This is a genomic window from Bacillus sp. FS02, assembly GCF_024398395.1.
Taxonomy (GTDB): Bacteria; Bacillota; Bacilli; order Bacillales; family Bacillaceae; genus Bacillus; species Bacillus altitudinis.
Genome location: NZ_CP074101.1, coordinates 1,414,594 through 1,426,669, shown reverse-complemented (window position 1 = coordinate 1,426,669; position 12,076 = coordinate 1,414,594). Strand labels below are relative to the sequence as shown.

Genomic DNA, 12,076 nt, shown 5'->3' with positions numbered 1-12,076 from the left:
TTTTCCTAATTGAACTCCCCGTTTTGGTTGTTTTCCTGATTTTTATTCTAAAAAAGGTGTGTGATCATGTATGAAACAAGTACTTTCTAAAGACAATATTTTTCTAAACGAACAAGCAGGTTCTAAAGAAGAAGCCATCAAAAAAGCAGGCGAAGTCCTCGTAGCAAACGGCTATGTCACAAGTGATTATGTCGACAAAATGTTTGAAAGAGAAAACATCTCTTCTACATTCATGGGGAACGGCATTGCGATCCCTCATGGAACAGAGGATGCGAAAGCGGCTGTCCTTCATTCAGGGATTTCCATTATCCAAATTCCTGATGGCGTTGAATACGGTGAAGGAAATATGGCCAAAGTCGTCTTTGGGATCGCTGGGAAAAACAACGAGCATCTTGATATTCTTTCTCAAATTGCGATTGTCTGTTCAGAAGAAGAAAATGTAGAACGGATCATTCATGCAAAGGATCAGGATGAACTGATCGCCATCTTTAACGAGGTGAACTAACATGAAGGCACTTCATTTTGGAGCAGGGAATATTGGCAGAGGGTTTATCGGATCTTTGTTAAAGACATCAGGCTTTGAGCTTGTCTTTACCGATGTGAATGAAGCGGTCATCAATGAGCTGAATGAAAGAGGAGAATACACGGTTGAACTCGCAGCACCAGGGCAGAAGCAAGAAGTAGTCGGGCCAGTATCAGCGATCAATTCTTCGCAAAACCCAGCGGCATTAACAGAGGCCGTTGCCACAGCCAATTTGATTACAACAGCTGTTGGACCAGCCGTATTGAAGATCATTGCCTCATCGATTGCTGAAGGATTAAAACAAAAAAAGCCGGACCATATCATCAACATCGTGGCATGTGAAAATATGATTGGGGGAAGTGCTCATTTAAAAGAAGCGGTGTTCTCTCATTTAACAGCAGATGAGCAAGCAGCGATATCACAAACCGTTGGCTTTCCGAACGCTGCGGTTGATCGCATTGTTCCGATTCAGCACCATGAGGACATTCTCAAAGTGTCGGTTGAACCATTTTTCGAGTGGGTCATTGATGAGACGGGCTTTATTGGAGATGTTCCTCAAATTGACGGAGCGACCTTTGTCCAAGATTTGACGCCGTATATTGAACGGAAGCTCTTCACCGTCAATACAGGACATGCACTAGCGGCTTATGTCGGGTATCAGCAAGGCGTAAAAACCATTAAAGAAGCTGTTGATACACCAGACATTCGTCAGGTTGTCGAAGGTGCCCTTCATGAAACGGGCAGTTATTTAATTGACGCGTATGGCTTCCGAAAAGAAGAACATGATGCGTATATTCAAAAAATCATCAAGCGATTTGAAAATGCTTTTATTTCCGATGAAGTGACTCGTGTCGCACGCTCTCCTCTTAGAAAGCTGGGAGCAGATGACCGTTTAATCGGTCCAGCGAAAAAGATCAAGCAGCCAGTGTACTTAATCAAAGGGATCGCTGCCGCTTTGGCTTACGACTTTGCAGAAGACGAAGAAGCGGTTCGCTTGCAGGCATTAAGGAAAGAAAAAGGCATTGAAGGTGTGCTTCAAGAGGTATGTGGACTCAAACCTGAAGACGATCTCTATCAAGACATCCTCAAAGAAACCGAGCGATAATCAAAAAATCCCTTTCTAACGTGAAAGGGATTTTTCTATGACTTTTTTAATACTTTCCCCTGCATGACGATATATGTAGTAAGGGGGAATTAGAACATGAAAAAGAAAGCGTTTGCTTCAAGGAGTGTCTTTTTTCAATTGATGTCAGCCATTATCGTTATTACAATTTTAACAGGCGGACTTGTAGGAACAACGGGGTATTTTTTAGCGAAAAATGTCTTAATTGATGCAGGGAAAGCAGATTTAAAACACATCGTAAATGGAGCGATGGCCACTCTTGAACAATTGAACGACCGTGTGGAGAACAAAGAACTGACGCTTGAACAGGCGCAGGAACAAGCCCGTATTTACTTGAGCGGGCCTAAAAATGACAACGGCAAAGGGTACCAATTTCAAAAATCAGATTTTATCTATAAAAATAAAGGCTACCTTGTCGCATATGGAGCCGATTATTCATCACAGGTTCATCCGGTTAACGACATCGACGTCATCCCAGATAACACGACAAATCGTCAAAAAATGGTCGCTGGCGCCACAGCAAAAGGCGAGGATGCACACTATATCACCTATATGGATAAAGACGATGCCACGGGGGAAGAAAAGCAAAAACTCGCTTATATGAACCAGTTTACACCGTGGAATTGGAGTATAGGAATCGCCGTATTTCAGGATGAATTTTATAAAGAACTAGAGCAGATGAAGCTCTATATTATTCTCATTACAGCAGGTGTTGCTCTTTTAAGTATGGGTGTCTTTTATTTGGCAGCCCGAGGTAAAGTGAGACTGCTCAAGCAAGTCACGGCTGCTTCAAAAGAAATTGCGGCGGGCAATCTTGAACGCACCAGCTTAAAAGAAACCTCGGATGAAATTGGGCAGTTGGCAAAAGGCTTTAATCATATGTCAGGAGAGCTCAGAACACTTGTGAGCGGTTTGCAGGAAACGAGCAGCCAGCTCGTCGAATCTGCGACAGATCTATCCGCCATCTCTGAAGAAACATCCGCTAGCAGTGAAGAAATTGGCAGAGCGATTGGAGACATCTCAACAGGGACCCTTCATCAGGCATCAGACCTTGAGGTAGCCAATCAACAAATGACTCAGTTCAATCAATCCATTGAAAATGTCAAAGAACAAAGCGACCAGATCAAACGAATTTCAGACCAGTCGAACCAATCTTCCCAGCAGGGTCAGCAAATTGTCCAGCAATTAAAACAATCAAATGAGCAATCCATTCAGGCATCTCAAGGCATTCGATCAGGGATTGAGCAGTTAAGTACAAAAGTACAAGATATTTCTCAAATCACAGATACCATTGAAAGCATTTCAAACGAAACGAACTTACTGGCCCTGAATGCGAGCATTGAAGCAGCTCGTGCAGGAGAGCATGGCAAAGGATTCTCGGTTGTGGCGAGTGAAGTGCGGAATTTAGCTGAACAGACAAAGCAATCAGCTGTTCAAATACAGCAGATGATTCAAGGCATTAAAGAAGAAACGACGGCTACAGCTGGCATGATGTCCAAAACAATGGATCGTTTTGCCGAGCTTGATGAAGCGGTTCATGCAACAGAACAAGAATTCAATTCCATCTCTACATCGATTTCACAAACCATCGTTGAAACGAATGCGATGGCAAAAGAGCTGAATACATTACTGGAACAAAACGACCTCATCACAAAAGCGATGCATGGTGCAGCGCATATTTCTCAAGAAAATGCCGCAGCGATTGAAGAAATCACTGCATCTACTGACGAACAAGTCACCGCCATCTCCAATGTGGCGAAGGCAGCAGAAAGGCTCAATGAGCTAAGCATGCGATTGAATCAAGATATTGCACGTTATCGTTTATAAGGTATGGTCAAACGGACGTCGAAAAGTCGATGTCCGTTTTTTTTATTTAGACTTTCGTCCTTATTGCCCGTCGCTTTTGATTTGTTTGGTACGTTCGATAGGCTTTCCAAGCATTGGCACATAAAAGCCCTGTGAGTAAGTAAGATAAGCTATTAAATAAATAGAAGTCCACACATGAAACGACAGCACAGAGGATACCAAAGATGATTTGATCACGATTCTTTGCTGGTGAAGTAGGTGGATCAGTCAACATAAAGAATGCAAGGAACAAGACGGCATTTAAATAGGGCGTAATAAAAGCAGATGAAGCATCCGTTAGGCCGATGAATCCCAATATGAGGTGAATGAGTCCGTATGCGGCTAGAAAGGCGAAAACTTGCGGGAACTTTTGTACGCGGCTTGTCACCAAATAACCGCCGACCACCACAAGGAATAGGGTCCACCAAGGTAGAAGAGACATGCCGCCCCACCAGCTTTGATTGGAAGAAAATAAAATGACTGAGAGCCATAAACCAAACGCAGCTGGATTCAAAATCGGCTTCTTTTGATAAGTGATGACATGCTTAGATAAAATGGCTGCTGCAGCTGTGAAAGCAGATACAGCAAAAGAAGTGGCTGGACTGAGAACAATGCCAATAATCAGCCCTGTGAGCAGAGCTCCATCAGGGAATGTGTGTTTATGATGTTTCCGAATCACTCTTGTAATAAAAGTGTCAAGAATTAGTGCTGTCCCGATGCTGGTGGCAACTGTAGTGAGACCACTAAGAAATCCAGTGTGCAGACTGCCGGCGGCTAGAAGAACCAAAAGAATGGCAATGACATACCGTTTCGGCGTCCGAATGTAGGTTTTTAGTGAAGGCGATGATTTCAAAAATGTTTGGTCTGTGGTTGGTGCTGGCTGTAATTCCATGATGGAACCTCCTTCATCTCCGGTGTTAGGGTCATATCAGCATCTTGATCCACCATCACGGCAGGTATTTCATGTTCGGCTAAAAAAGAATAACCTCCTTCTCTACCTAATAAAAAAGCAGCTGTAGAGAGACTATCGGCGAGCATACCGAGTGGTGCAATGACGGTACAACTTAACAAACTTTGTTCAGACTGTTTCGTTTGAGGGTGAATCAAATGGTGCGTATGAGGATCATTACGGCTGATCCGTTCATAGCTTCCAGATGTACAAATCGCACAATTAGTCGTTTGAATGACCGAGATGTTGGTCTGTTTGTGAATGGGATGCCGAATCCCAATTGTCCACTCTTCTTGTTGTTCGTTAAATCCAGATACCAACACATCCCCACCAGCATTCATCATAAAGCCTTCCCATGCTTCAAGCTCTTTTGCGGCAAGATCGCACGCAAATCCCTTTGCAATAGAACCAAAATCCAAAATCAGCGGTTTGTTCAAATAAATCGTCCGATTCGTCTCGTTTAACTGGACGTCACGGTAATGAACAGCTGTATGTGGTACGTCATCTGATGAAAAAGTTTGTCCTGTCGTATATAAACGATCGAATCCTTTTTGTTCCATGACTTTCCCGATGGTTGGATCATACTTTCCATTTGTTAATTCAGCTAACTCTAACGCATAGGCTGTTAAATCGAAAAGCATTTCACTGACTAATACCTCTTGCTTGGAGCGATTGGCTAACTTCATGACTTCCGAATCAGAGCGGAAACGGCTAAACCGATGTTCGATATCGTAAAAAATGGAAAAAGCGCGATTGATGTCTTCTAAAACAGCTCGTCGATCTTCTTCATAGGCAACCACTTGAATATTGATAACAGTTCCCATAGCCAGCATGGATTTTTGATAAGTTATCAGTTTTTGTTGTCCTAACCATTTCATCATAGTGTCTCCTCTCTATGCCTTTGCCTGCTCTAAAGCCTGAGCAACGGCTGTTTCAAAATCCTGAGTACTTAATGTTGCACCGCTCACCGTATCTACATCAGCACTTTGTCTGATAACCACTTCATTAGGTAATGATGAAATGGAGCTTTGCCCGTATCTAGTGTTATCACTCGTAATCTCGACAGAAGTGATATTTCCTTGTTTGATGGTAACAGATACACTGATAGAGCCAATCTCATTTGATCCAGTACCAGAAAAAGTACCATCCTTGAGTTCAGTTTCTGAAGTGGTATCTTCTGTTTGAGTGGCGGTAGTATCTGATGTGAGAGATGTATTGTTTGAAGAAGCGTCTGCTTGTGTATTTGATTGTGCTGTTTGAACGGCTTGAGCGTGATGGGTAGTTGCATAACCAGTGATGTATAAGCTGCTGATGGCTGCGGTGCAAAGACTAATCATTTTCTTATTTATTTTTGCCATGATGTATCCTACCTCCTATTACGATCTACTATATAGAAGAAATTTGAACAAACCATGAACAAGAAAAGAACGATTTTAGATAATGGGTATGAAGAATCAAAATATTGCACGATATCATTTATCATTTATTTTTGACTGTGGTTCATTTATCAGGTAGGATGAAATAAATCTAAACCTTGCTCACGCAATCAAAAAGGGGTGTTTCGGCCATGAAAAAGAAAATATTGATGTTCTTACCTTGTGGCTACGGATACTCCACTGCTGTTTTCTTTTAGGATAGACAAAAATTGGTGAAGTCTGTCTGCAGGAGGAAAAACACGCAGAAAAATCATAGTGAGTGAGGGATGTACATGGAAAAAATCACGAGAAAAAACCCAGAAAGTATGCCGAAACCCGTTGGCAACTACAGTCATATCACAAGGGTGCCAAAGGGTGCGGGGTTATTTGTGACATCAGGTCAAGTAGGGACAGGAGCGGATGGACAGATCCCATCAAGCTTAAACGACCAAGTCACCAATACGTTTGAAAATATAAAGAGAATCCTTGCATCAGAAGGATTGAATGAAGAACACGTCATCAAAGTCAATATTTGGGCAACAGAAGAAATTGATTGGGATCATCTATATCCACAGTGGGATGCAATCTTCAAAACGGCATATCCATCAATGACCGTTGCCTATGTGACTGCATTAGGGTGGCCAGAGCTGAAAATCGAAATAGAGCTATGGTGTGCGGATATTTAATCAAAAAAAGAACAGTGCAAACTGTTCTTTCAGCGTGTAGCCAAACCCTCGCATTCTTTGTCAGTCCTGCGTGCTGGTGCTCACGAATGTCAAATTCGCTCCGCTCCAGTACTCGTCCTTCCTAGGGCTGCAAAGGTTTTCTATCACGCTGAAAAGAAGACAAAGGGCTAAAATAAAGAATCATTTTAGCCCTTTGTCAACAATCTGAAAGAACAGTGCAAACTGTTCTTTTTTTGATGAGTATTTATGAAACAGCTTTGAATCGCTTTGTAATGAATGCACCGAGAAATGCACAGACTGTGTAGACGATGACCCAAATGAGAAAGGTTTTATTTCCACCAATAGAGGTGAACATCAGAATCACACTCGCTACCAGCACAATCAAGGTGGGAAACCAAATGTTCTTTAAAAACAATGTGCCGAAAATACCAATCAGCACAGAGATCATAGGTAAACCAAATACAACGAATAAGACAAAAACAGCCATGTTAATTACTCCTTTGAATCAAATCAACTATTTACATAAAAACATATAACAGTGCTGCACCCATATGCGGAAGGGCAAAGATGATGAAAAGAAAAGCCGTATCAAGACGAAACATCCGGTGTTCTTTTGTTTCAGAGTGATAGGCCGCTCGTGCCTCTTCCCCGTTGGTCCATGCACCCATAAGAAATCCAGATGCAACGAACGCAATAATAGAGATTCCACCACTGACGAATCCAATCCATTCATGGTGCTGTAATATGAGCGCCGCACTGCAAATCAACAGCATGGAGCAAACACCAACAAAAAAAGCATGTTTCTTTCTCATTACGCTTCACTCCTTCGGACAGCTATTAGGAGACCGCATCACATATTTCAATGAAATGTCCATCAGGATCAGACACATAACTGACCGTTTGTCCCCACGGCTTCTTAGCAGGTTCCTTGATGACAGGTACCCCTTTTTCCTTCAAGGACGCAATGGTTTCATTCACATCATCCACAACAAAGCCAATCTCAAACGTTTGTGATGAGCTGACTGCCTCTGGAACAGGTAGACCAAGTGCCTCTTTCACATCTTGGCGTGAATTAATTGATAGGGTGACTTCTCCTGTATCAAACTCAACATAGGATTCAACCCTCAATTTAATCGGGAAACCGAGGATATGATGGTAGAACTGAATACTTGCCTCAACATCGTTTACATATAGAATGGTATATTTCATTTTCATATGGAAAGCTCCTCTCTTCATATACGTGTCAAAACCGGAAAGGTTTCCCACTCATTTTAACATATAGGTCATAAGAATTATTAAATTCCAAAAAAACCAATATTTTCACCTCGATCGTCTTGAAAAACAAAATGTGGTGACATATGATAAAAATGTAAAATGAGAAAAAATAGGGGGAACTTACATGTTAAAAAAAATCATGGTCGCTGTCTTGTCTTTCGGTCTTTTACTTAGCTTTACACAAGTTGACACTCACACAGCGGATGCAAAGACAGTCAAGTACAAAAACTGCAAAGCACTCAACAAAGTATATAAAGGCGGCGTAGCAAAAAGCAAAAATACGAAAAACAAAGGTGGAAAAACGAAGTACAAGCCTTATGTATCAAAAGCACTTTACTTAAAAAATAAACACCTTGACCGTGATAAAGACGGCATCGCATGTGAACGTTAAGAAGAAGTAAAAAGACCTGTCACAAGGTCTTTTTTCTATGGGATCAAACTCGTCCCTTTGTGCCATCTTCATCTTTATATTAAAATAAAGATAGATTCAAAAAATGATACAAAGTGGGGTACTCAATTTGTCAACACAAGCTGATAAGAAAGACATCCGATTGATTGCCATTGATATGGATGGCACGCTGTTAAACAGTGAGCACGTCATTCCTGAGGAAAATAAACAAGCCATTAAAGAAGCAGAAGCCAAAGGGGTCCATGTGGTGATTAGCACAGGACGTACGCTGATGACATGTCGAGAGCTGGTCGAGCCGTTGAAACTCTCTTCTTATCTTGTCACAGCGAACGGAAGTGAAATTTGGGATTCAAACTTCCAGTTGATCGAACGGGAACTGCTGCATCCCGATCACGTTCAGATGATGTGGGATCTAAAAAACAGATACGAAACCGATTACTGGGCATCTACTGTGGATAAGGTGTGGAGGGGAGAATTCCCAGAACGCATTCATGACCACGAATGGTTGAAATTTGGTTTTGATATTCATGACGATGCTGTTCGTGAGGAAGTCCTCCATACATTGAAAACAAATGGACAGCTAGAAATCACGAATTCCAGTCCAACCAATATTGAAGTCAATGCAGCAGGCATTAACAAAGCGGCAGCTCTTGCAAAAGTAGCAGAACGCATTGGCTGCACAATGGACAACGTCATGTCACTTGGCGACAGTCTGAATGATATGGCGATGATTCAAGAAGCCGGATTAGGCATTGCAATGGGCAATGCACAAGAAGTTGTGAAAGAAGCCGCTGATTGGATTACGGCTCCTAATACAGAGCACGGGGTAGCAAAAGCCATCCAGCATTGGGTGCTGTCTAAATAAACGAGTAGAAAAAGTGAGAGGATATGACCTCTCACTTTTTTTGTTTTCTACTAGTTCTATTGTTATATTTTCTGACAATTTCATGTGCAGTCTATCCAAAGTTGGTATAATCAATATAAATTCGAATATTCGGACTTTATATTCCGTAATTCGGAACGACAAGGAGGGGTCCTATGTATCAAGTGGATATTAACTGTGATTTGGGAGAAAGTTTTGGTCAATACACCATCGGTTCAGATGAACAAATTCTTGAATATGTTACCTCAGCCAATATTGCATGCGGTTTTCATGCGGGAGATCCAACTGTGATGAGAAAGACGGTTAAAATGGCACTGGATAAAGGGGTTCAAATTGGTGCACATCCAGGTCTGCAAGATTTAGTCGGTTTTGGCAGACGTCCAATCGCGATCTCAGCAGAGGAAGCCTATGATCTTGTGATCTATCAAATTGGTGCACTATCAGCCTTTCTGAAAGCAGAAGGCGGTACGATGCAGCACGTCAAACCACATGGCGCCCTTTACAACATGGCGGCTAAAAATACTGAATTATCTGAATCGATTGCGAAGGCTGTGTATGATATTGATCCTAACCTTGTGTTATTTGCGCTGTCAGGCAGTGAACTTGCGTTAGCAGGGGAAAGAATCGGTCTTCAAGTGGCACATGAAGTTTTTTCTGATCGGACGTATCAACCAGACGGGACACTGACATCACGCCGTGAACCTCATGCACTTATTGAAGAGGATGAAAGGGCAGTTCAGCAGGTCATCCGTATGGTAAGAGAGGGGAAAGTGCGGACAGTGCAAGGGGAAGATGTTCAGCTCAAAGCAGATACGGTGTGCATCCACGGGGATGGCAGTCACGCGCTTCAATTTGCAAAAACCATTACAGCGAAGCTAAAAGAAGCCACTATTCAACTCAAGGCCTTTCGATAAATCGTCATCAAAGGGGGAAACAGCATGAAAAGAGAGAAAGCCAAACAGATGAAAGCTCCAAAAGGGAACCGTTCTATGCTGATGGGCGCAGCCTTTTTAATGGCAACGTCCGCCATTGGACCGGGATTTTTAACACAAACAACGGTGTTCACACAGCAGCTCGCAGCTAGCTTTGGGTTTGTCATTTTGATTTCCATTTTGCTAGACATTTTTGCGCAAACAAATGTATGGCGTATCATTGCCGTCTCGGAAAAAAGAGGACAGGACATTGCCAATATGGTTCTGCCGGGTCTTGGATATGTGTTAGCCTGTTTGATTGTCATTGGGGGTCTTGCCTTTAATATTGGAAATATCGCCGGTGCGGGTCTCGGTTTTCAGGTCATATTCGGCGTCGATCCCCGCATAGGGGCTGGGGTCAGTGCAGTCATTGCCATTCTCATTTTTGTCATCAAAGAGGCAGGAAAAGCGATGGACCGATTCACACAAATCGCTGGTTTTGTCATGATTGGTCTGATGCTGTATGTGGCTATTTCCACAGCACCGCCAGTTGGAGAAGCTGTCATGAGAACTTTCGTGCCAGAGAAAATTGACATGTTATCAATTGTCACACTTGTCGGCGGAACGGTTGGCGGCTATATCGTTTTTGCTGGTGGTCATCGTCTGCTGGATGCTGGCATTAAGGGGAAGGAAGCATTGCCGCAAGTGACGAAAAGTTCCATTTTCGGTATTTTAATCACATCCGTGATGCGTGTGGCTTTATTTTTAGCCGTTCTAGGAGTTGTCTCAAAAGGCTTGCAGATTGATCCGTCGAACCCGCCTGCGTCTGTTTTTCAATTAGCATCTGGAAATGTTGGATATAAAATGTTCGGGATTATTATGTGGGCTGCTGCCATTACCTCAGTCATTGGAGCGGCATACACCTCCGTTTCCTTCTTTAAAACCTTCTCACCAAAAATCGAGAAAAATCAACGAGGCATTATCGTTGGTTTCATTGCGCTCTCGACCATTTGTTTTATCACGATTGGAAGACCTGTGAACATATTGATTTTGGTTGGGGCCATCAATGCATTGATCTTGCCGCTTGCACTCGGAACATTGCTGATTGCTGCCTATAAAAAAGAAATTGTCGGTGATTATCGCCATCCATTCTTTTTGACAGCAACAGGTGCGTTTGTTGTTGTCATCATGGCAATCATGGGCGGATATACCATCATGAATGAAATTCCAAAACTATGGAGCTGATCACATGAAAGCATATCAAACCTATAAGCCGTCACAAATCAGGGAATTGATTCGTAAGCAGAAGATCACAGGCCCAACGGCTGGCTTTGCTGAGGGATTTGCGCAAGCCAACTTAATGATCGTCAAAAAAGAGCTAGCCTTCGATTTTCTTTTATTTTGTCAACGGAATCCGGCTTCGTGCCCTTTGCTTGATGTGCTCGACCCAGGTGATCCAGTGCCAAGGCGTTCAGCACCTGATGCGGATATTCGAACGGATTTCCCTAAATATCGTGTTTACAAAAAAGGGGTTCTTCAAGAAGAGGTAACAGATATTTCTTCCTATTGGGAGGATGATATGGTGGGCTTTCTCATCGGATGCAGCTTTACGTTTGAGCATGCACTGATGCTGAATGACATTCCTGTCCGCCATATTGAAGACGGTCATAATGTCCCAATGTATCAAACGAACATTTCATGTGAAAGGGCAGGTGTATTCCATGGTCCGATGGTTGTCAGCATGAGGCCGATCCCAGCGCATCAAGTCACAAGAAGTGTTCAGGTGACGTCTAGATTCCCATCGGTACATGGCGGTCCTATCCATATAGGTGATCCAGCTGTAATTGGCATTGAACATGTAGATCAGCCAGACTTTGGAGAACCATCTGTGATCAAAGAAGGGGAAGTCCCGGTGTTTTGGGCATGTGGTGTGACGCCGCAAGCCATCGTCATGCACACTAAGCCAGACATTGCGATCACCCATGCACCCGGTCATATGTTTATCACAGATGTAAGAGATCAAAAGCTCGGTGTCCTGTAGAAAGAGAGGTGTCATA

Annotated in this window: 15 protein-coding genes; 9 read left to right on the top strand and 6 right to left on the bottom strand. The window is 42.8% G+C overall.

All coding sequences use genetic code 11. The features are described 5' to 3' along the window. Positions 1-70 precede the first annotated feature (70 nt). From KFQ09_RS07390 to KFQ09_RS07380, 3 genes are all read left to right on the top strand, one after another. On the top strand, positions 71-505 hold the full coding sequence (locus KFQ09_RS07390) for a PTS mannitol transporter subunit IIA (protein ID WP_046527414.1): 435 nt from the start codon (positions 71-73) through the stop codon (positions 503-505). A gap of 1 nt (position 506) precedes the next feature. Continuing rightward, a complete protein-coding gene (locus KFQ09_RS07385) occupies positions 507-1,628 on the top strand; it encodes a mannitol-1-phosphate 5-dehydrogenase (protein WP_017366623.1) in 1,122 nt (373 codons plus the stop codon). Positions 1,629-1,724: 96 nt separating this feature from the next. After that, entirely contained in the window at positions 1,725-3,473 is a 1,749-nt protein-coding gene (locus KFQ09_RS07380; protein ID WP_255836164.1) for a methyl-accepting chemotaxis protein, read from the top strand. Between the two features lie 46 nt (positions 3,474-3,519). On the opposite strand, the gene KFQ09_RS07375 is transcribed toward KFQ09_RS07380, so the two are convergent. Genes KFQ09_RS07375 through KFQ09_RS07365 form a run of 3 tightly spaced genes read right to left on the bottom strand, consistent with a single transcriptional unit; the run spans position 3,520 to position 5,798 of the window. After that, on the bottom strand, positions 3,520-4,383 hold the full coding sequence (locus KFQ09_RS07375) for an RnfABCDGE type electron transport complex subunit D (RefSeq protein WP_144610455.1): 864 nt from the start codon (positions 4,381-4,383) through the stop codon (positions 3,520-3,522). Beyond that, on the bottom strand, positions 4,341-5,318 hold the full coding sequence (locus tag KFQ09_RS07370; RefSeq protein ID WP_052746857.1) for an FAD:protein FMN transferase: 978 nt from the start codon (positions 5,316-5,318) through the stop codon (positions 4,341-4,343). The genes KFQ09_RS07375 and KFQ09_RS07370 overlap by 43 nt, the downstream gene beginning before the upstream one ends. Before the next feature lie 15 nt (positions 5,319-5,333). Next, positions 5,334-5,798, bottom strand: coding sequence for an FMN-binding protein (locus KFQ09_RS07365; RefSeq protein ID WP_025206760.1), 465 nt, complete (start codon positions 5,796-5,798; stop codon positions 5,334-5,336). Between the two features lie 350 nt (positions 5,799-6,148). Between KFQ09_RS07365 and KFQ09_RS07360 the strand changes: the two genes are divergently transcribed. Continuing rightward, on the top strand, positions 6,149-6,541 hold the full coding sequence (locus KFQ09_RS07360; RefSeq protein ID WP_007498112.1) for a RidA family protein: 393 nt from the start codon (positions 6,149-6,151) through the stop codon (positions 6,539-6,541). Between the two features lie 244 nt (positions 6,542-6,785). On the opposite strand, the gene KFQ09_RS07355 is transcribed toward KFQ09_RS07360, so the two are convergent. The 3 genes from KFQ09_RS07355 to KFQ09_RS07345 are packed head-to-tail and all read right to left on the bottom strand — an operon-like array spanning position 6,786 to position 7,756. Then, complete coding sequence (locus tag KFQ09_RS07355; protein WP_046342672.1) at positions 6,786-7,028, bottom strand: DUF2651 family protein; 243 nt, start codon at positions 7,026-7,028, stop codon at positions 6,786-6,788. Positions 7,029-7,059: 31 nt separating this feature from the next. Beyond that, positions 7,060-7,353 carry a DUF5316 family protein gene (locus tag KFQ09_RS07350; protein WP_046342674.1) on the bottom strand — a complete coding sequence of 98 codons (294 nt, stop codon included), beginning with the start codon at positions 7,351-7,353 and terminating at the stop codon, positions 7,060-7,062. Positions 7,354-7,378: 25 nt separating this feature from the next. After that, positions 7,379-7,756, bottom strand: coding sequence for a VOC family protein (locus tag KFQ09_RS07345; RefSeq protein WP_008347199.1), 378 nt, complete (start codon positions 7,754-7,756; stop codon positions 7,379-7,381). A 184-nt stretch (positions 7,757-7,940) separates the two neighbouring features. Here KFQ09_RS07345 and KFQ09_RS07340 point away from each other — a divergent pair, with 184 nt between their 5' ends. From KFQ09_RS07340 to KFQ09_RS07320, 5 genes are all read left to right on the top strand, one after another. Beyond that, on the top strand, positions 7,941-8,207 hold the full coding sequence (locus KFQ09_RS07340; RefSeq protein WP_017366629.1) for an excalibur calcium-binding domain-containing protein: 267 nt from the start codon (positions 7,941-7,943) through the stop codon (positions 8,205-8,207). A gap of 103 nt (positions 8,208-8,310) precedes the next feature. Continuing rightward, positions 8,311-9,090, top strand: coding sequence for a Cof-type HAD-IIB family hydrolase (locus KFQ09_RS07335; protein WP_370539173.1), 780 nt, complete (start codon positions 8,311-8,313; stop codon positions 9,088-9,090). Positions 9,091-9,263: 173 nt separating this feature from the next. Beyond that, positions 9,264-10,022 (top strand): LamB/YcsF family protein, encoded by a 759-nt coding sequence (locus tag KFQ09_RS07330; protein WP_017366630.1) that lies wholly within the window; start codon positions 9,264-9,266, stop codon positions 10,020-10,022. Positions 10,023-10,046: 24 nt separating this feature from the next. Beyond that, positions 10,047-11,264, top strand: a complete 1,218-nt coding sequence (locus KFQ09_RS07325; RefSeq protein WP_007498097.1) for an NRAMP family divalent metal transporter — start codon at positions 10,047-10,049, stop codon at positions 11,262-11,264. Between the two features lie 4 nt (positions 11,265-11,268). Further along, complete coding sequence (locus tag KFQ09_RS07320) at positions 11,269-12,060, top strand: putative hydro-lyase (protein ID WP_017366631.1); 792 nt, start codon at positions 11,269-11,271, stop codon at positions 12,058-12,060. Positions 12,061-12,076: the final 16 nt, after the last annotated feature.

What these genes read in the sequence shown, in the direction of transcription:
- KFQ09_RS07390 (WP_046527414.1), top strand. Translation starts at nt 71, where the DNA reads ATGAAACAAGTACTTTCTAAAGACAATATTTTTCTAAACGAACAAGCA.
- KFQ09_RS07385 (WP_017366623.1), top strand. Translation starts at nt 507, where the DNA reads ATGAAGGCACTTCATTTTGGAGCAGGGAATATTGGCAGAGGGTTTATC.
- KFQ09_RS07380 (WP_255836164.1), top strand. Translation starts at nt 1,725, where the DNA reads ATGAAAAAGAAAGCGTTTGCTTCAAGGAGTGTCTTTTTTCAATTGATG.
- KFQ09_RS07375 (WP_144610455.1), bottom strand. Translation starts at nt 4,383, where the DNA reads ATGGAATTACAGCCAGCACCAACCACAGACCAAACATTTTTGAAATCA.
- KFQ09_RS07370 (WP_052746857.1), bottom strand. Translation starts at nt 5,318, where the DNA reads ATGAAATGGTTAGGACAACAAAAACTGATAACTTATCAAAAATCCATG.
- KFQ09_RS07365 (WP_025206760.1), bottom strand. Translation starts at nt 5,798, where the DNA reads ATGGCAAAAATAAATAAGAAAATGATTAGTCTTTGCACCGCAGCCATC.
- KFQ09_RS07360 (WP_007498112.1), top strand. Translation starts at nt 6,149, where the DNA reads ATGGAAAAAATCACGAGAAAAAACCCAGAAAGTATGCCGAAACCCGTT.
- KFQ09_RS07355 (WP_046342672.1), bottom strand. Translation starts at nt 7,028, where the DNA reads ATGGCTGTTTTTGTCTTATTCGTTGTATTTGGTTTACCTATGATCTCT.
- KFQ09_RS07350 (WP_046342674.1), bottom strand. Translation starts at nt 7,353, where the DNA reads ATGAGAAAGAAACATGCTTTTTTTGTTGGTGTTTGCTCCATGCTGTTG.
- KFQ09_RS07345 (WP_008347199.1), bottom strand. Translation starts at nt 7,756, where the DNA reads ATGAAAATGAAATATACCATTCTATATGTAAACGATGTTGAGGCAAGT.
- KFQ09_RS07340 (WP_017366629.1), top strand. Translation starts at nt 7,941, where the DNA reads ATGTTAAAAAAAATCATGGTCGCTGTCTTGTCTTTCGGTCTTTTACTT.
- KFQ09_RS07335 (WP_370539173.1), top strand. Translation starts at nt 8,311, where the DNA reads ATGATACAAAGTGGGGTACTCAATTTGTCAACACAAGCTGATAAGAAA.
- KFQ09_RS07330 (WP_017366630.1), top strand. Translation starts at nt 9,264, where the DNA reads ATGTATCAAGTGGATATTAACTGTGATTTGGGAGAAAGTTTTGGTCAA.
- KFQ09_RS07325 (WP_007498097.1), top strand. Translation starts at nt 10,047, where the DNA reads ATGAAAAGAGAGAAAGCCAAACAGATGAAAGCTCCAAAAGGGAACCGT.
- KFQ09_RS07320 (WP_017366631.1), top strand. Translation starts at nt 11,269, where the DNA reads ATGAAAGCATATCAAACCTATAAGCCGTCACAAATCAGGGAATTGATT.